Source organism: Streptomyces marispadix, assembly GCF_022524345.1.
GTDB classification, from domain to species: Bacteria; Actinomycetota; Actinomycetes; order Streptomycetales; family Streptomycetaceae; genus Streptomyces; species Streptomyces marispadix.
Window position 1 is genome coordinate 845,714 of record NZ_JAKWJU010000002.1, and the last position, 18,281, is coordinate 863,994.

General features: G+C 69.4%; 17 protein-coding genes. 6 read left to right on the forward strand and 11 right to left on the reverse strand.

Going from position 1 to position 18,281, the window contains the following annotated elements:
- Nucleotides 1–78 precede the first annotated feature (78 nt).
- A complete protein-coding gene (locus tag MMA15_RS03720) occupies nt 79–2,796 on the reverse strand; it encodes an ABC transporter ATP-binding protein/permease (RefSeq protein WP_241057483.1) in 2,718 nt (905 codons plus the stop codon).
- 285 nt (nt 2,797–3,081) lie between these two features.
- Between MMA15_RS03720 and serB the strand changes: the two genes are divergently transcribed.
- Nucleotides 3,082–4,335, forward strand: coding sequence for a phosphoserine phosphatase SerB (gene serB / locus MMA15_RS03725; RefSeq protein WP_241057485.1), 1,254 nt, complete (start codon nt 3,082–3,084; stop codon nt 4,333–4,335).
- Between the two features lie 198 nt (nt 4,336–4,533).
- On the opposite strand, the gene MMA15_RS03730 is transcribed toward serB, so the two are convergent.
- The 4 genes from MMA15_RS03730 to MMA15_RS03740 all read right to left on the reverse strand — a co-directional run bounded on the left by MMA15_RS03730 (nt 4,534) and on the right by MMA15_RS03740 (nt 7,341).
- On the reverse strand, nt 4,534–5,061 hold the full coding sequence (locus tag MMA15_RS03730; RefSeq protein WP_241057487.1) for a SixA phosphatase family protein: 528 nt from the start codon (nt 5,059–5,061) through the stop codon (nt 4,534–4,536).
- 213 nt (nt 5,062–5,274) lie between these two features.
- Entirely contained in the window at nt 5,275–5,526 is a 252-nt protein-coding gene (locus MMA15_RS03735) for a hypothetical protein (RefSeq protein ID WP_241057489.1), read from the reverse strand.
- Between the two features lie 227 nt (nt 5,527–5,753).
- The gene (locus tag MMA15_RS27780; RefSeq protein WP_277400005.1) at nt 5,754–5,870 is read right to left on the reverse strand and encodes an SGM_5486 family transporter-associated protein; all 117 of its coding nucleotides are present in this window, start codon (nt 5,868–5,870) and stop codon (nt 5,754–5,756) included.
- Nucleotides 5,871–5,874: 4 nt separating this feature from the next.
- A complete protein-coding gene (locus MMA15_RS03740; RefSeq protein WP_372498316.1) occupies nt 5,875–7,341 on the reverse strand; it encodes a CynX/NimT family MFS transporter in 1,467 nt (488 codons plus the stop codon).
- Between the two features lie 320 nt (nt 7,342–7,661).
- Between MMA15_RS03740 and MMA15_RS03745 the strand changes: the two genes are divergently transcribed.
- On the forward strand, nt 7,662–8,417 hold the full coding sequence (locus tag MMA15_RS03745; RefSeq protein ID WP_241057492.1) for a FadR/GntR family transcriptional regulator: 756 nt from the start codon (nt 7,662–7,664) through the stop codon (nt 8,415–8,417).
- Nucleotides 8,418–8,553: 136 nt separating this feature from the next.
- Here the strand turns inward: MMA15_RS03745 and fabI are convergent, their stop codons facing one another.
- Complete coding sequence (gene fabI, locus MMA15_RS03750; RefSeq protein ID WP_241057493.1) at nt 8,554–9,324, reverse strand: enoyl-ACP reductase FabI; 771 nt, start codon at nt 9,322–9,324, stop codon at nt 8,554–8,556.
- 4 nt (nt 9,325–9,328) lie between these two features.
- On the reverse strand, nt 9,329–10,048 hold the full coding sequence (gene fabG / locus MMA15_RS03755; protein WP_241057494.1) for a 3-oxoacyl-[acyl-carrier-protein] reductase: 720 nt from the start codon (nt 10,046–10,048) through the stop codon (nt 9,329–9,331).
- A gap of 413 nt (nt 10,049–10,461) precedes the next feature.
- Between fabG and tyrS the strand changes: the two genes are divergently transcribed.
- On the forward strand, nt 10,462–11,877 hold the full coding sequence (gene tyrS, locus MMA15_RS03760) for a tyrosine--tRNA ligase (RefSeq protein WP_241057495.1): 1,416 nt from the start codon (nt 10,462–10,464) through the stop codon (nt 11,875–11,877).
- Between the two features lie 141 nt (nt 11,878–12,018).
- Here the strand turns inward: tyrS and MMA15_RS03765 are convergent, their stop codons facing one another.
- Nucleotides 12,019–12,312 (reverse strand): GlsB/YeaQ/YmgE family stress response membrane protein, encoded by a 294-nt coding sequence (locus MMA15_RS03765; protein WP_241057496.1) that lies wholly within the window; start codon nt 12,310–12,312, stop codon nt 12,019–12,021.
- Nucleotides 12,313–12,551: 239 nt separating this feature from the next.
- Between MMA15_RS03765 and MMA15_RS03770 the strand changes: the two genes are divergently transcribed.
- Nucleotides 12,552–12,908, forward strand: coding sequence for a DUF3099 domain-containing protein (locus MMA15_RS03770; RefSeq protein WP_241057499.1), 357 nt, complete (start codon nt 12,552–12,554; stop codon nt 12,906–12,908).
- A gap of 203 nt (nt 12,909–13,111) precedes the next feature.
- On the forward strand, nt 13,112–13,420 hold the full coding sequence (locus tag MMA15_RS03775) for a hypothetical protein (protein ID WP_372498170.1): 309 nt from the start codon (nt 13,112–13,114) through the stop codon (nt 13,418–13,420).
- Here the strand turns inward: MMA15_RS03775 and moaA are convergent.
- From moaA to MMA15_RS03790, 3 genes are all read right to left on the reverse strand, one after another.
- Nucleotides 13,403–14,392, reverse strand: a complete 990-nt coding sequence (moaA, locus tag MMA15_RS03780; protein WP_241057502.1) for a GTP 3',8-cyclase MoaA — start codon at nt 14,390–14,392, stop codon at nt 13,403–13,405. The genes MMA15_RS03775 and moaA overlap by 18 nt on opposite strands.
- Nucleotides 14,393–14,497: 105 nt before the next feature.
- Nucleotides 14,498–16,147, reverse strand: a complete 1,650-nt coding sequence (locus MMA15_RS03785; protein WP_241057503.1) for a monocarboxylic acid transporter — start codon at nt 16,145–16,147, stop codon at nt 14,498–14,500.
- Nucleotides 16,144–16,491 (reverse strand): DUF485 domain-containing protein, encoded by a 348-nt coding sequence (locus MMA15_RS03790; protein WP_241057504.1) that lies wholly within the window; start codon nt 16,489–16,491, stop codon nt 16,144–16,146. The genes MMA15_RS03785 and MMA15_RS03790 overlap by 4 nt, the downstream gene beginning before the upstream one ends.
- Before the next feature lie 241 nt (nt 16,492–16,732).
- Here MMA15_RS03790 and MMA15_RS03795 point away from each other — a divergent pair, with 241 nt between their 5' ends.
- The gene (locus MMA15_RS03795) at nt 16,733–18,271 is read left to right on the forward strand and encodes a S8 family peptidase (RefSeq protein ID WP_372498171.1); all 1,539 of its coding nucleotides are present in this window, start codon (nt 16,733–16,735) and stop codon (nt 18,269–18,271) included.
- Nucleotides 18,272–18,281 lie beyond the last annotated feature (10 nt).

The following is an 18,281-nucleotide window of genomic DNA, read 5'->3' on the forward strand; positions in this document are numbered from 1 at the left end:
AGGCGGCGGCATCCACGAGGGTGCCGCCGCCTCCTTGTCGTCGGTCTCGGTTCTCAGGCAGACGCTTCGCATGCGCCGCTACTTGCGCATGACCTCCGGCTCATGGCGGCGCAGCAGGCGTGCCACGACGAAGACCAGGGCGACGCCGAGGCCCAGCAGAACGATCATGTCCAGCACATAGGTGCCCGCGGTGTGCTCCCACAGCGGGTCCGGGTTGCCCTTCTCCCACGGCAGCAGCGTGTTCATGTCGGCCGTGGCGCCCATCGCGGCGACGGCCCAGCGGGACGGCATCAGCCAGGAAAGCTGCCCGACACCCGGGGTGTCGAAGAGCTGGAAGAGCACGCCGGTGAAGACCACTTGGACGATGGCGAACATGACCAGCAGCGGCATGGTCTTCTCCGCCGTCTTCACCAGCGACGAGATGATCAGGCCGAACATCATCGACGTGAAGCCGAGCGTGATCACGGCGAGGGTCATCTCGACCGCGGGCAGGTCCTCACCGATGACGCCCTCCGCGGGCATCTCACGCGGCGCGAAACCGATCGCGGAGATGATCACGCCCTGCACGGCGGTGACGATGCCGAGCACGAGCACCTTGGACATCAGATATGCCGAGCGGGAGAGGCCCGTGGCGCGTTCGCGCTCGTAGATGACCCGTTCCTTGATCAGCTCTCGTACGGAGTTGGCCGCGCCCGAGAAGCACATGCCGACGGCGATGATCAGCATGATCGTGCTGGCGTCGCGGTTGGTGCGTCCCTTGGTCAGCGGGCCGTAGCCCAGTCCGTAGTCGCTGGGAATCAGTGTGCTGACTCCGCCGAGGACGAGGGGCAGGATCACGGTGAGCGCGAGGAAGCCCTTGTCGGAGGCGATGACCGAGACATAGCGGCGGACCAGCGTCCAGAACTGCGAGCCCCAGCTCTGCGGTTTCTGCGTACGCGCGGGCGGGGCGTGGACCTGCTGGGCCTGCTGGGGGCCGACGGAGTCGAGGTCGGCGGCGTACATCTGGTAGTGCTGCGAGCCGTGCCAGCGGCCCATCCAGTCGTAGTCGCGGTAGTTCTCGAAGGCCGAGAAGACGTCCGCCCACGTGCCGTAGCCGAAGAAGTTCAGTGCCTCCCCGGGCGGCCCGAAGTAGGCGACGCCGCCGCCGGGGGCCATCACCAGCAGCTTGTCGCACAGGCCGAGTTCGGCCACGGAGTGGGTGACGACGAGGACCGTGCGGCCGTCGTCGGCGAGGCCGCGCAGCAACTGCATCACGTCGCGGTCCATGCCCGGGTCGAGACCGGAGGTGGGCTCGTCCAGGAAGATCAGTGACGGCTTGGTCAGCAGCTCCAGGGCCACGGAGACGCGCTTGCGCTGGCCGCCGGAGAGGGAGGTGACCTTCTTGTCGGCGTGCACGTCCAGCTTCAGCTCGGCGAGCACCTCCTCCACGCGGGCGTTGCGCTCGGCCTCGGCCACGTCGCCGGGGAAGCGCAGCCGGGCCGCGTAGCGCAGGGCCGTACGGACACGCAGCTCCTTGTGGAGAATGTCGTCCTGCGGTACGAGGCCGATGCGCTGCCGCAGTTCGGCGAAGTGCTGGTAGAGGTTCCGGTTGTCGTAGAGGACCTCGCCGACGTCGGCCGGGCGGTATCCCGTCAGGGCGCGCAGCAGCGTCGACTTGCCGGAGCCGGACGGGCCGATGACGCCGATGAGCGACTTCTCCGGAACGCCGAAGGTGACGTTGTCGAGGATCACCTTCCCGTTGTCGACCTTCACCGTGAGGTGGCGGGCGGAGAAGGTGACCTCGCCGGTGTCGACGAACTCCTCCAGGCGGTCGCCGACCAGCCGGAACGTGGAGTGCCCTACGCCGACGGTGTCCTGCGGAGTGATCACCGTGGACCCGGACTTGGGGAGCGGCTGGCCGTTGACGTACGTGCCGTTGTGCGACCCCAGGTCGTGGATCTCGAAGCGCCCGTCGGGCGAGGCGTGGAACTCGGCGTGGTGGCGTGAGACCTGGAGGTCGGAGACGACGAGTTCGTTCTCCAGGGCACGGCCGATGCGCATCACCCGGCCAAGGGCGAGCTGGTGGAAGGTCGTCGGGCTGCGGTCGCCGCCGTGCTGGCCGCCCTGATGGGGGCCCTGATGGGCCTGCCGGCGGTCCTGCCCGGGTGCGCCCTGCGGGGGTATGTGTCCCTGCTGGGCCTGGGCGGGGGCGTGCGGGTGCATGGGCTGCGCGCCGTGCATGGGCTGCCGGCCCTGCTGCTGCGGTACCGCGTGCTGCTGGTGCTGCTGCGGCGGCTGCTGTTGGGGCGGCTGTTGCTGCCACCCCGGGTGCTGCTGGCCCTGCTGCTGCCAGCCGGGCTGCTGGGGCTGCTGCGGCGGTTGCTGCTGAACCGGCTGCTGCGGCGGCGCCTGTGTGGCCCCCGCCTGCGGCCCCCCGGGGTGACCCGCCCCCTGCTGCCTCGGCTCGGCGGCCTGGGCACCGGGGCCTCCCCCGCGGGGAGCCTGCGGCGTCCCGCTCCCGGACAGGTCCAGCCTCGGCCCGTCCTCGGCGTTGCCCAAGTGCACGCTCATGCCCGGGCGCAGCTCCATCTGCTGGATGCGCTGCCCTCGTACGTACGAGCCGTTCGTGCTGCCCTGGTCCTCGATCACCCAGCCGTGACCGCCCCACCGGATGGTGGCGTGACGCCAGGAGACCCTGGCGTCGTCGATCACCACGTCCCCCTGCGGATCGCGTCCCACGCGGTACGGTCTGGACGGTTCGAGGGTCCAGGTCTTTCCGTTCAATTCCAGTACGAGTTCCGGCACTCCATGCCCCACAAAGTTGTTCCCCCGAGTGACTCCCTGCGCGGGGAGCCTAGGGACGGCGAACGTCGGGGGAACTATTTCAGGCCCTGGCCCCTGACAGGAAGTCGCCCCATGTCACAACCCCTCGTCAGGTATCACAGGACGGCGACGGCCGCCGCCCGGGAGGCCCCGGAGGGGCTTGATCACCCGTAGCCCGCCCATTGCGGCCCGGGCCACAGGGCCCTGCGGAGAGCTTCCCGCCTGCCGGGAGCCCCCGGAGGGTGTCCCACGCCCCGCAGCGATACCGTTGGACACACCATGACCACATCGCCGGCCATTCCGCCCTCGTACGCCGACATCCCCACCCTCCTGGTGAAGATCTTCGGAAGGGACCGGCCCGGCATCACGGCCGGACTGTTCGAGACCCTCGCCGCCTTCGCCGTGGAGGTCGTCGACATCGAACAGCTAGTGACCCGCGGTCGCATAACGCTATGCGCCCTGGTCACCGCACCAGGAGCGGGACCGGGCGAAGCCGCCGCCCAGTCCACCGCGAGCGAGGGCGAGCTGCGGGCCACCGTCCACGGCTGGGCCGAGTCGATGGGCCTCGAGGCCGAGATCATCTCCGGTACGGGCGACAACCAGCCGCGGGGTACCGGCCGTTCACACGTGACCGTGCTCGGGCAGCCGCTCACCGCGGGCTCCACCGCCACGATCGCCGCCAGCATCACCGCCACCGGCGGGAACATCGACCGTATCTTCCGGCTCGCCAAATACCCCGTGACCGCTGTGGAGTTCGACGTCTCCGGTGCGGAGACGCCCACGCTGCGCACCGCCCTCGCGCTGGAGGCGGCCAAGCACGGCGTGGACATCGCCGTGGTCGCCTCGGGCCTTCAGCGCAGGGCGCAGCGGCTGGTCGTGATGGACGTCGACTCGACGCTCATCCAGGACGAGGTGATCGAACTCTTCGCCGCACACGCCGGATGTGAGGACGAGGTCGCCGAGGTCACCGCGAAGGCGATGCGCGGCGAGCTGGACTTCGAGCAGTCGCTGCACGCGCGGGTGGCGCTGCTGGAGGGGCTGGACGTATCGGTCGTGGAGAAGGTGCGCAAGGACGTACGGCTCACGCCGGGCGCACGCACTCTCGTACGTACCCTCAAGCGTCTCGGCTACCAAGTGGGCATCGTCTCGGGCGGGTTCACGCAGGTCACCGACGCGCTACAGGAGGAGCTGGGCCTCGACTTCGCCGCGGCGAACACCCTGGAGGTGGCGGACGGCAAGTTCACCGGCCGCGTCACGGGCGACATCGTCGACCGGGAGGGCAAGGCGCGGCTGCTGCGCCGGTTCGCCTCCGAGGCGGGCGTACCGCTGGCGCAGACCGTCGCGATCGGCGACGGCGCCAACGACCTCGGCATGCTCAACACAGCAGGTCTCGGCGTGGCGTTCAACGCCAAGCCCGTGGTGCGCGAGGCAGCGCACACGGCGGTCAACGTGCCGTTCCTCGACACCGTTCTGTATCTGCTCGGCGTGACGCGCGAAGAGGTCGAGGCGGCGGACTGCACGGTCGAGGGCTGAGCGTCAGCGCTCTCCGGCGTGCGCCGGAGGGGCGAGCGGCGGTGCGAGGAGCCCGGACAGGCCGGTGGCCCCGGCTTCAATTCGGGCCGGGGCCACGGGAGTCGGCGCAGGGAAGCCGGGACGGTTCGCGTAGGGATCACCTGGGGACGCGCGTAACGAGCGATCCGCAGGGAGATCTGCCGCCCTGCCCGGACGCGGTCACTCCGGGGGCTCGTGCGGCTCCCAGTAGTCGGTGAGCGTCGCGACGCCGGGCTCGACGGACTTCCACGAGCCGTCGAAGCGCAGCACCGCGACCGTCGAGGTGGGGAAGCCGTTGCGCGTCATGCGCTCCAGCGAGTCGCCCTTGGCGTCGGCGGTGAGAGTCTCCGCGACGCCCTGGATTCCGGGGTTGTGACCGATGACGAGCAGATCGTGGACCTCGTCGGACACCCCGTTGAGCACGGCGATGATCTCGCCGGGAGAGGCTTCGTACAGACGCTCCTCGTAGACGGTCTTCGGTCGTTGCGGGAGGCGGGGGGCCGCCAGTTTCCAGGTCTCCCGGGTGCGGACGGCTGTCGAGCAGAGGGTCAGTCCGGGGGCGATGCCATGCGTGGCGAGCCACTCACCGACCGCCGGGGCGTCCTTGCGGCCACGGTCCGCGAGGGGCCGTTCGTGATCTGCCACATCCGGCCAGTCGGCCTTGGCGTGCCGGACAAGGACGATACTGCGGGGCACTTCGACGCTCATGTTCTCCAGCTTCGCACGAAAAGCGGTGCCGGACGGAGGGTGTTGACAGAGCTCAGCGGCAGGCGGGGACAGGTGTTCCCCTCGTACCGGAAGCTCTCCGTCCATATCTTCGCGCCGCGACGGGCCCCGCGCATGCGCTGCCCCGGGTTCTACGTCCGCCCCGCCGCAGCCCCGATGTCCGCCCCGCTCCGGGGCCGTGCAACCCGCTCCGCCTCAGCCCAGCAGCGCCTGGGCCACACGCTCCAGCACCGCGACGACCACCGCTCCCCCGTAGTCACCGGCCTGCTGCTGTGCGGCGTTCGCCTCCGAGCCGAGCAGCAGCGACAGCAGCACTACGAACGCGAGCACCGGCATCGCGGCGGCCCACCAGGGAAGTCGCGCACGTCCCGGCCCGTGCGGAAGGCGCCGGCGCGAGGACGCGGACGCGGAGGCGGGACGTCGGCTGCGGGCCCGGGTCGTGGTCATGGGGCTCGTCTCCCTGATCCGTGGTTCGTCGGCGTCGATACGACGCTACGGAACCGGGGCCGGGCTCCCCATCCGGTGATCCACCCACTTACCCCTGACTCAGCCCCCCTAGGGGTGGTGGGGTCAGCACCACCCCGTGCCGGGAGAACACCGCCGGGACGCCACCGCCCTTGCCGCCGCGGCCCGTTGAGGAGCCGCCCCGACTCGGGTGCACGGCGTCGGAGCGTTCAGGGTGCCGCGATGGTCGCGACGATTCCGACGACGATCATGATGCCGAAGATCGCGGCGAGGATGAGGAGCAGCTTCTTCTGCCCGTTCTTCGGATCGGGTTCGAGCACTGGCATGCGCTCAGTCTCGCACCTTGCGGTCGTCCTCGATCACTCGGTCCCGCCCGGCCAGTACGCCCGTCACGGTCTGCGCCAGCAGCAGCGCCGTCATCAGCAGCAGCGGTACGTGCCAGCCGCCCGCGGCATCGTGCAGGACGCCTACGAGCAGGGGCCCGGGGATGGAGAGCAGATAGCCGGTGCTCTGCGCGAACGCGGAGAGCTTGACCACGCCCGCGCTGGTACGCGAGCGAAGGCCGATCATCGTAAGTGCCACCGGGAACGCGCAGTTGGCGACTCCCAGCAGCAGCGCCCACAGCCAGGCGCCCGCGGCGGGAGCCAGCCACAGCCCCGCGTAGCCGGTCAGTCCGCACAGCCCGAGGGCGACGACGAGCGGGCCCTGGTGCCGCATACGGGCCGCAAGCCGCGGCACCACGAACGCCAGCGGCACGCCCATCCCCATGGTGACGGCGAGCATCAGACCGGCCGAGGAGGCGGATACCCCGGCGTCGCGGAAGATCTGCGGCAGCCAGCCCATGATGATGTACGCGGCGGACGCCTGTAGCCCGAAGAAGACGCCGAGCGCCCACGCGGTGGGCGACGTGCCGATGCGTATGCGCGTGGTGTCCCGCGCCGAACTCTTCGCCCCGGCAGGCGACTTGGCCGCCGGTTCGGCCGCCGGTTCCGTCTCCGTCCCCGTGGCTGCCTCTGTCTCGGTCTTCGTCCGCGTCTCGCGTACGGGCGCCGTGCGCGGTTCGACTCGGCGGCTGTAGGGGTCCTTCAGCACCACCGCCCACGGCAGCATCGCGAGCACCCCGAGCAGTGCCCACGCGCCGAGCCCGGCACGCCAACTGCCGCCCAGCGCCCCGGTCATGGGCACGGTGACGGCCGCCGCGCACGATGTGCCCAGCGCAAGGCCCATCGAGTACAGGCCCGTCATCGAACCGACCCTGGTGGGGAACCAGCGCTTGACCACCACCGGCATCAGCACATTGCTCACGGCGATACCGGCGAGCGCGAGGGCGCTCGCGGCGACGAAGAACGCCGTGCCGCCCGCCAGAGGCCGCAGCGCGAGACCGGCGGTGATCGTGACCATCCCGACGAGTACGACGGGGACGGGGCCGCGGCGGCGCGCGAGCCGGGGCGCCAGGCTTCCGAAGACGGCGAAGCACAGGGCGGGCACGGAGGTCAGCAGGCCCGCCACGGCACCGCTCATGCCGAGGTCGTTGCGTACTTCCTTCAGCAGCGGGCCGAGGGCGGCGATGGCGGGACGCAGATTCAGCGCGGCCAGTACGAGCCCGACGGCGATCACGCGCACCGCCCAGCGCGGGGCGCGCGCCTCTACGGCAGCGGCGTCGGCCCTGGGCAGGCCGTTGCCGTTGCCGCCGCCGTCACCGCGCGAAGAGGTCCCGGGACCCCCCGGAGCCCCGCAGGTCCCGTGGGCCCGGGACTTCGCATCGCGTTGGTTGCGCTTCAGGCCGTCGTCCGTCATCACCATGCGCCCCATCATAGAATCATGGGATGAATAGACTCTAACTGGTCCCTCCCTGCCGGAGAACCCGTCGTGACGGTCCGGCGCCGCACCTCACCAGGCGCTCACCGACTCCCTTGCGGATACGGCGAGTTGCCGCACCGGACGGTCCCGGCCGTTCCCTGCCCTTACCATCCGGCCCGTACGACCCGGGTCCGTGCCACCCGGCCCGTACCGCCTGCCAGTGCCACCCGACCCCTACGACCTGACTCGTACCGCCGACCCGCCGGACTGCCGGACCCCCGAACCGCCGGTCGGCCGGACTGCCCCAGGAGTTTCAGATGACCCTCTCCTCGCCGCAGCGCTCCGCCCTCGCCGACCAGGTGATCGCGGCGCTGCGTACGCAGATCACCACGGGCGAGTGGCCGGTGGGCACACGTATCCCCACGGAGCCGGAGCTGGTGGAGGAGCTGGGGGTGGCGCGCAACACGGTGCGTGAGGCCGTGCGCGCGCTCGCACACAACGGGCTGCTGGACATCCGGCAGGGCTCGGGCACCTACGTCGTGGCGACCAGCGAGCTGGCAGGGGTCATGCACAGACGCTTCGCGGACGCCGACCCGCACCATGTCGCCGAGATGCGCGGGGCGTTGGAGACCACAGGGGCGCGGCTCGCTGCCCAGCGGCGCACGGAGCAGGATCTCGCGCAGCTCGGCGCGCTGCTCGAACGACGCGAGTCCGCCTGGGAGTCGGGCGACGCGGAACGCTTCGTGGAGGCCGACGCCTCACTTCATCTGGGTGTGCTCGCGGCGTCGCACAACGACGTGCTGACGGCCGTGTACGCCGACCTCGGCGAGGTGATGCGGGACTTCCTGCGGCTCGACATCGGCGACGAGCTGCGTCCCGAGGCGCACATGGACCATGCGCGGCTGATCGATGCCATCCGTGCGGGCGACGCGGAGGAGGCGGCGAGGGAGGCCGCCTCCCACACTCAGGAGTGGCGCTGCGGTACTGATCCGGGCGGCGCGGAGACCGGCACGGAAACCGGCACGCGGAGCGCGAGGAGCCCCCGGGCGCCGCAGACCCCGCAGGCCTCGTAGACCCCGTGTCCCTCGTTCCGTGGCGGAGTTCGGAAAATCCGCCCGAACTCCCCACGGAACACGGGGAGTCGGAGTCTCACCCCGGCGGGGCGGGACCCGCGTTCGGGCCGCCCCGCTCCCGTACGACAGGCCCGCGCTACGCGCCCATCATGTGCACGCCGCCGTCGACGTGCACGATCTCTCCCGTCGTCTTCGGGAAGAAGTCGGACAGCAGCCCGACGACTCCGCGTCCCGCCGGGTCCGGGTCGGCCAAGTCCCAGCCGATGGGGGCCCGGTGGTTCCACACGTCGGCCAACTCCTCGAAGCCCCGGATGGACTTGGCGGCCATCGACTTGATGGGACCGGCCGAGACGAGGTTGCAGCGCACGTTCCGCGCGCCCAGGTCGCGGGCCAGATAGCGGTTGGTGGACTCAAGGGCCGCCTTGGCCACGCCCATCCAGTCGTACTTCGGCCATGCGATCTGCGCGTCGAAGGTCAGGCCCACGACCGAGCCGCCGCGCGGCATCAGCGGAAGGCAGGCCATGGTCAGCGACTTGAGCGAGTACGCGGAGACCTGTACGGCCGTGCCGACGTCCTCCCAGCTCGCCTCCAGGAAGTTGAACGCGCCCTGCGGCCCGAAGGCGATGGAGTGCACGATGCCGTCGAGCCCCGCGCCCTCCCCCAGGTGTTCGCCGATCTTCCCGGCGAGGGAGTCCAGATGCTCCTGGTCGGTGACGTCCAGCTCGATCACGGGCGCCTCCTTCGGGAGGCGCTTGGCGATGCGCTGCACCAGGGTCAGCCGGCCGTAGCCCGTGAGCACGACCTCCGCGCCCTCCTCCTGCGCGATCTTCGCCGCATGGAAGGCGATCGACCCCTCCGTCAGTACGCCCGTGACGAGGATGCGCTTGCCTGCGAGGATTCCGCTCATCTTCTCAGTGACCCATGCCCAATCCGCCGTCGACGGGAATGACGGCTCCGGTGATGTACGCGGCCTCGTCCGAGGCGAGGAAACGGACGGAGGCGGCGACCTCCTCCGGCTGGGCATAGCGGCCCAGCGGCACCTGCTCGACGATGTTCGCGCGCTGCTCGTCGCTGAGCACCTTCGTCATGTCGGTGTCGACGAAGCCCGGCGCGATCACATTGCAGGTGATGTTACGGGAGCCCAACTCACGGGCGAGCGACCGCGCGAAGCCGACGAGCCCGGCCTTGGAGGCCGCGTAGTTGGACTGTCCCGCGGAACCGAGCAGCCCGACGACCGAGGAGATCAGCACGATGCGGCCGCTGCGGGCGCGCAGCATGCGCTTGGTGGCCCGCTTGACCACCCGGAAGGTGCCGGTGAGGTTGGTCTCCAGGACCGTGGCGAAGTCCTCCTCGGACATCCGCAGCAGCAACTGGTCGCGGGTGACACCGGCGTTGGCGACGAGCACCTCCACCGGGCCCTGCTTCTCCTCGATCTCCTTGTAGGCCCTCTCCACCTGTTCGGGATCGGTGATGTCGCACCTGACCGCGAGGCAGCCGAGATCCGCGAGTTCCTTGGGGGGCTCTCCCGTACGGTAGGTGACGGCGACGTCGTCCCCCGCTTCGGCGAAGGCCCGTGCGATGGCGAGGCCGATGCCGCGGTTGCCTCCCGTGACGAGTACCGAGCGGCTCAAGGTCGGACCACCCTTTCTGCGGTCTGGGCGCCGTTCTCCGCGCTGTTCGCGTGCGCCACGAGAGAGGGCGGCCGATGTTGTCTGTCCCTACGAAAGCTATACGCGCAAGGCGCGAATCAGGGAATCGGGCTGTGACAGGGGGCCGCGCGGGCTCCTGTCGGGTCTCCACAGTTGCGGGCGTGCACGGGCTCTCCGCGTGGACGTACGTGCGCGGTCCCGGCGGATACGTACGTACGCAGGGGCCGATGGCGACGCGGATGCCGGTGACGGTGACGGTGCCGATGCCGCCCCGATGCCGACGGCGGCGCACCTCCCGGTGCCCGCGCGGCAGACCACGGCCGACGCCGGTGGCCCGCCGGAGACCAATAGACTCTGCGGCGACAACGATCCGCTCCTCATCACCAGGACAGAACGTGACACGCCTCGGCGACTCCGTACAGCGCGCCAGCCGGCTGCTGGCCCAGGACCTCTCCTCCGACACCACCGTCGAGCGACTGCTCGCGGAGACGGGGTCGCGCCGCTATCTGGATCTGAGTGATCTGCCCGCGAAGGAGCAGGCCGCGCTGATCGGTGCGCGGGCGGTGGAGGTGCTGCCGTCGGTGGGGAAGCTCGCCGAGGCCATCGAGGCGAAGCAGGCCGAGGGCAAGGGCCTCCATGTGAAGCTCGGCATCGACCCGACCGCCGCCGACGTGCACCTCGGGCATGCGGTGCCGGTCATCATCCTCAGCCGCTTCCAGCGCATGGGGCACGATGTCACGCTGATCATCGGCGACTTCACGGCGAAGATCGGCGACCCGTCGGGGCGTACGGCGGAACGGCCCGCGCTGACGGACGAGGACATCGCCAGGAACCTCTCCGGGTACCAGGACCAGGTGCGGCCGTTCTTCGACTTCGAGAACGTCAGCTTCCGCAACAACAGCGACTGGCTGGGCGAGATCGGCTTCGCCCGGCTGATCACCCTGCTCGCCCAGGTGCCGGCGTCGGCGCTGCTTCAGCGCGAGGACTTCCGCAACCGGCTCGCACAGGGCTCCGGGCTGACGATGTCCGAGCTGATCTACCCGGTGGCGATGGCGCTCGACTCCGTCGAACTCGACTGCGACATCGAACTCGGCGGCGTGGACCAGTTGTTGAACATGCAGATGGGCCGTCGGCTGATGGAACTGCACGGCCAGCGCCCGCAGATGATCGCCACCATGCCGCTGATCGAGGGCACGGACGGCTCGGGCGCGAAGATGTCGAAGTCGAAGGACAACTACATCAGCCTGACCGCCGGCGCCGACGACGTGTACGGCAAGGTCATGTCGATTCCGGACCGGCTGACGGCGCCGTACCTGCGTGCCTGGACCGAGTGGACGGACGCGGAGATCGACCAGGCCGTAGCCCGCGTGGAGGCGAAGACGCTGCACCCGATGGATCTGAAGAAGGTCCTCGCGGGCGAGGTCGTCATGGCGCTGCACGGCGCGGAGGCCGCGCACTCGGCACGTGCGCACTTCACGGCGCAGTTCTCGAAGAAGTCCTTCGCGGACGTCGAGACGCTGCCGGTCGTGGACGTCGGCGAGCACGGTGCAGAAGGGATCGCGGCGATCCTCACGAAGGTGCTGGAGTTCACCCCGAGCGCCTCGGCCGCGCGGCGCATCGCCAAGCAGAACGGGCTGCGCCTCGTGATCGAGCCCGCCGAGGGCGGCGAGCAGCACGCCGTCGTTCTGCCGGAGGCGGACGCGCTGCGGCCGCTCGCCGAGGTGGTGCCCGAGAAGCTGAATGAAGCAGGCGTCGCCGGGACGGTGTACCTCAAGGCAGGCCGCAAGATCGCGCAGATCGAGGGTCTGTGAGGCCCGAGGAGCTGTGAGGCCCGGGTCTTTGCCCCAGGGGGCGCTGAGACGCGAGGGCCGCTGAGACGCGAGGATCGTCAGGGCGAGCCCGGAAGGGCGTGGGGGCGGAGACCATGGACGGCGCGCCGGTCCGGCCAGCCGTCACATACGGGCCCGCTGCCCCCTCGCCCGGTTCTTCCCCCTGATGCTCGCCCACAGCGGTGTGCCGAGCGCCACCAGCAGGAGGGCGCCGCCGAGTTGGAGCCCGTGGCGGATCCAGTCGAAGCCTTCGGTGGTCTCCACACCGGCCCAACTGGAGACGGCGTTGCCGAGCACGGCCCCGAGGAGACCGAGGATCACCGTCAGCCAGAGCGGGATCGCCTGCCTGCCCGGAAGGATCGCGCGGGCGAGGACGCCCAGCACCAGCCCCACGATGATCGCCCACAACCAGTTCATCGGACCTCCGTGTCCTCGCGCCGCGCTGTGTGTGCGGTGCACCGTGCGCCGTCAGCTTGGCCCCGCGGGGCCTACGGCGCATTGCGGAGTAGCCCGTACGGGCCCCGTCGCAGACCGCCCGGTCCGCTCGATCGGGCCGCCCGGTCTCGAACCCGTCCGAGTCGGGGCGTACGGTTGAAGAAGCCGGAACCCTGGCGCACGGCCGGGCGACCAGGCCTCCGGGTTGGGTGGTGAGAGCGATGCGGAAGCGGCGTGAGGCCGAGGTCTTCCAGATCACCGGCGCCCGGCAGTCTCTGGCCGACGACGTACGGGGCAGGCAGCGGCGCTATGTGATCTCGATGCTGATCCGCACGGTCTCTGTGCTGCTGACCGTGATCCTGTGGAACGTCGAGCGTCCGTTGGCCGTTGTGACTCTCGTAGTGGGCGCCTTGCTGCCGTACGTGGCGGTGGTCGTCGCCAACGCGGGCCGGGAGAACCCGACTTCGATGCCTTCGGCCTTCGTGCCCACGCACACGCGGCCGGCCCTCACGGCTTCGGACGCACGACCGGAACCCAGTGGGCAGAGCCCCGACGGGCAGCCGGGCGACCGTAGTTGAGCCTCTCGCGGCGGCCCGCGCGGTAAAAGCTCAAGAAAAGCTCAGATCAATCATGTTGTTCGGCTGCACCTCGAGGGTGTCCCCGTGCCATACTTCATAAGCGCTCCGCATCCCCCGTCGGAGCGACAGACCGACGCCGGGCGGCTCCCCCCGTGGCTGCCCGGCGTCGCTTGTCGTCCGGCCCCGGGTGTTGGATAGGGGCCGTGTCTTCTTCGTCTTCTCCCAACTCCCCTTCGCAGCCGCCTGAGTCGCAGTCACCGGCGGGCGCCACGGGCGACGAGGTCCCGATCTGCTCAGCCAAGGGCTGCCGTGCGCCCGCGGTGTGGGTGCTGGCCTGGAACAACCCCAAGCTGCACACACCAGAGCGCCGTAAGACATGGCTGGCGTGCGACGAACACCGGGAGCACCTCTCGTCCTTCCTGAACGTGAGGGGCTTCCTGAAGGACGTCGTACGGCTCAGCGAGTGGGAGGAGAACGGCGGACGGCCCCGGCCGTCAGCCTCCGATGGCTGACATCGGACGGTCGGGCTGAACGAAGGACGGGTCGTCGATGCCGGCGCCCGCCTTCTTGCCCCACATCGCCAGGCGCCAACGCGCGGCGATCTCGCCGTCCTCCGCGCCCGAGCGGAGCGCCCCGCGCAGATCGGACTCCTCGGTGGCGAACAGGCAGGTGCGCACCTGTCCGTCGGCCGTCAGCCTCGTACGGTCGCAGGCCCGGCAGAAGGGCCGGGTGACCGAGGCGATGACGCCCACACGGTGCGGCCCGCCGTCGACGGTCCAGCGCTCGGCGGGGGCGGAGCCGCGCTGCTCCTCGCCCTCCGGCGTGAGGGTGAAGCGGGTGCGCAGCGACTCCAGGATGTCCCCGGCGGTGATCATGCCGTCGCGCTGCCAGCCGTGCTGGGGGTCGAGCGGCATCTGCTCGATGAAGCGCAGCTCGTAGCCCTCGTCCATGGCCCAGGCGAGGAGGTCGGGCGCCTCGGTGTCGTTGAGCCCGGGCATCAGGACGGAGTTGACCTTTACCGGGGTGAGCCCGGCCTCCTGTGCGGCGGCGAGTCCGCGCAGCACGTCGGCATGGCGCTTGCGGCGCGTCATCTTCCGGAAGACTTCCGGATCGAGCGTGTCCAGCGAGACGTTGACCCGGTCGAGACCGGCGTCGCGCAGGGCGACTGCCGTACGCTCCAGGCCGATTCCGTTCGTGGTGAGGGAGAGGCGGGGGCGCTTAGGAAGGTCGGCGCAGCGCTCGACGATGCCGACGAGGCCGGGCCGGAGCAGCGGCTCGCCGCCGGTGAACCGGACTTCCTCGACGCCGAGTTCGCTGACGGCGATGCGGACGAGGCGGACGATCTCGTCGTCGGTGAGCAACTCCGGCTTGGCCAGCCACTGGAGCCCTTCCTCGGGCATGCAGTAGGTGCACCGCAGATTGCAGCGGTCGGTCAGCGAGACGCGCAAGTCGGTGGCGACCCTGCCGTATGTGTCGAGCAGCATTGCTGGCGGCCCTCCCGCGGTTGTGCCGATGCTTCGCAGCGTACGGGACGCCACCGACATTCAACAGATCGTTGAATCCGATGACGTCCCGTCGGACTCGCCGCGTCAGAGCGCGCCGTGCCCCGTGAGCGAACGCACCTCCAGCTCCGCGTGCTTCTCGACCGCGCTGTCCTCCTTGGACACCACGGAACCGAGCCAGCCGAGCAGGAAGCCCAGCGGAATCGAGATCAGGCCCGGGTTGGAGAGCGGGAAGACGGCGATGTCCGCGTCCGGGAACATCGAGGTCTCCGCGCCGGTGACGACGGGCGAGAAGAGCACCAGCACCACCGACGAGATGAGACCGCCGTAGATCGACCACAGGGCGCCCTGGGTGGTGAACCGCTTCCAGAACAGGCTGTAGAGGATCGTCGGCAGGTTCGCCGAGGCTGCCACCGCGAAGGCGAGCGCCACGAGGCCCGCGACGTTCAGTCCCCCGGCGAAGATGCCGAGGCCGATCGCCACCGCGCCGATGACCACCGAGGAGATCCGCGCCGCGCTGACCTCCTCCTTGTCGGTCGCCTTGCCCTTGCGGATCACGTTCGCGTACAGGTCGTGCGCGAACGACGACGACGAGGCGAGCGTCAGTCCCGCCACCACCGCCAGGATGGTCGCGAAGGCGACGGCCGAGATCATCGCGAGCAGGATCGCACCTCCGGTGGAGTCCGCGCCGCCGCCGATCTCCTGGGCGAGCAGCGGTGCCGCGGTGTTGCCCGCGGGGTCGGACCCGGTGATCGTCTTCTGCGAGAGCAGCGCGGCGGCGCCGAAGCCCAGCGCGATGGTCATCAGGTAGAAGACGCCGATGATGCCGATGGCCCAATTCACCGACTTACGGGCGGCCTTGGCCGTCGGGACGGTGTAGAAGCGGATCAGGATGTGCGGCAGACCGGCGGTGCCGAGCACCAGCGCGAGGCCGAGCGAGATGAAGTCGATCTTCGAAGTCGTCGTCACCCCGTACTTCAGACCCGGCTCCAGGAAGGCCGCGCCCTTGCCGCTGTTCTCGGCCGCGGCGCCGAGAAGGCTGGAGAGGTTGTAGTTGAACTTGTGGAACACCAGCACGGTGACGATGAGCGTGCCGCCGATGAGCAGGCACGCCTTGATCATCTGCACCCAGGTGGTGCCCTTCATGCCGCCGATCGTCACGTAGAGGACCATGACGACGCCGACCAGGACGACGATCAGGTTCTTGCCCGTGTCGCCGGTGATGCCCAGCAGCAGGGCGACGAGCGCGCCCGCGCCGACCATCTGGGCCAGCAGGTAGAAGATCGAGACGATGATCGTCGAGATGCCGGCGGCCGTACGGACGGGACGCTGCCGCATCCGGAACGCCAGTACGTCGCCCATCGTGTAGCGGCCGGAGTTGCGCAGGGGCTCGGCGACGAGCACCAGCGCGACCAGCCAGGCCACCAGGAAGCCGATGGAGTAGAGGAAGCCGTCGTAACCGGACAGGGCGATGGCGCCCGCGATGCCGAGGAACGACGCCGCCGACATGTAGTCGCCGGAGATCGCCAGACCGTTCTGGAGACCGCTGAACTGACGGCCGCCCGCGTAGAAGTCGGTGGCGTCCTTCGTCCTTCGTCCGGCCCAGACCGTGATGCCGAGCGTGAGCAGCACGAAGAGAGTGAAGAGCGTGACGATCAGAGTGCGGTGCTGGCTTGCTCCCTCGGCCGCGAGATGCACCTGCCCCTGAGCCGAGGCCAGCGAGTGCGTGAGGCTCATGCTTCACCGTCCAGACGGTTCTTGATGGCCTCGCCCTTGGGGTCGAGCTTGGCCGAGGCGTGACGGGAGTACCACCAGGCGATGAGGAAGGTGGTCAGGAACTGGGCGAGTCCCAGGACGAAGGCGACGTTGATGTTGCCGACGACCTTGGTCGCCATGAACCCGCCGGCGTAGTTCGACAGCAGCACGTACAGCAGGTACCAGGCGATGAAGCCGAGGGTCAGCGGAAAGGCGAATGACCGGAAAGTGCTGCGCAGCTCTCCGAACTCCGCGCTCTGCTGCACCTGCGCGTAGTCCGTGCCGTTCGTCGGCGAGGACCTTTCGTTCTCTGGTGCTGAGTCCACGGGAACTCCAGTCGATGTGAGTATTCGGTGAGGAAAAGAGCAGGTCGGGGTGTAGATGCCAGCAGTGCAGTGCGCCGAATCGTAGATCTTCACAAGGGAGCAGCAACAGGGGGAGGTGCTTGAATCACGGAAGAGTTATCGAAGACAAACCCGGGTCATCTTCGGGATTCCGTTGCTGAGCAGCATCGATCGGCGCTAAGTTCCCATCTCTGTGGTCAACTTCGGACAACATGGAGATCCCATGGATTCTCAACCTTCCAGGCGGTGGCGAAGACTCGCGATGCCCCTGGGTCTGGTTCTCACTGCTTCGCTCGGACTGGCGGGAGCCGCCGTCGCGAGCGGGCAGGACTCCCCCGAGTCCCCTAAGAAGGACGGGGAGAAGCTGAGCTACGTCGTCAACACCGAGACGGACGCCGGCACTGTAGAGCGCGTCAAGAAAGAGATAGCGAAGGCGGACGGCAAGGTCGTCACCGCCTACAAGCAGATCGGCGTCATCGTCGCCCACTCCACGAACGCGAAGTTCGGCAAGGAGATGCGTTCGGTGAAGGGCGTGGAGTCGGCCGGTGCGACCCGGACGGCGCCTCTCGAGGCAGCCGGCACCACGGATGTGGGCAAGCCCCGGTATCTGAAGGTCCCGAAGTCGGCCACCGGTCCCGAGGCCAAGGCGAAGGCCCAGGCCGAGGGCAAGGAGCCGCTGGAGTCTCTCCAGTGGGACAAGCGGGTCATCAGGGCCGACAAGGCCAGCAAGATCGACCAGGGCAGCAAGGACGTCACCGTCGGCGTCATCGACACCGGCGTCGACGACACCCACCCCGACCTGAAGGCCAACTTCTCGGCGGAGCAGTCCGCGAGCTGCGTCGGCGGCAAGGCCGACACCAGCGCGGGCGCCTGGCGTCCCTTCGACCCCGCCGAGGACTACCACGGCACGCACGTGGCGGGCATCGTCGCCGCCCCTCGCAACGGGGTCGGCGTCGCGGGCGCCGCGCCGGGCGTGAAGGTCGCCTCGCTGAAGGTGTCCGAGCCGAAGACGTCGCTGTTCTTCAGCGAAGCGGTGGTGTGCGCCTTCATGTTCGCCGCCGATCACGGCGTCGAGGTCACCAACAACAGCTATTACACCGACCCTTGGCTCTACAACTGCTCCGACGACCCGGACCAGAAGGCCATCGCCGACGCGGTCGGCAGGGCAGTGAAGTACGCGACGGACAAGGGCGTCACAAGCGTCTCGTCCGCGGGCAACTCCTCTCACGACCTCGCCGCCAGCGAGATCAAGGACGACACGAGTCCGGACGACAGCAAGCCCGTCGAGCGGACGATCGACCCGGCCGAGTGCCCGGACATTCCGAGCATGCTGCCGGGTGTGACGTCGGTGTCCTCCACGGGTGCCGAGAACGGGAAGTCCTACTTCTCCAACTACGGCCTGGACGAGATCGACCTCGCCGCACCCGGTGGCGACCGTCGCTACCAGACGCCCAAGGAACCGGCCAAGGACGGCGGAGTGCTCTCCACGATGCCCGAGGGCGACTACGCCTATCTCCAGGGCACTTCGATGGCCGGACCGCAGGTCGCCGGAGTCGCGGCGCTCATCAAGAGCAAGCACCCCGAGGCCAGTCCGAAGGACGTCGCCTGGATGCTCAAGGCGCAGGCTAAGAGCGTGACTTGCCCCGACGAGTACGACCCCGACGGCAAGGGCACCTACAAGGCCGACTGCACGGGCCTCAAGGGCAACAACAGCTTCTACGGCCACGGAATCGTGGACGCCCTGGCGGCTGTGAAGAAGTGAGTCGGGCTAC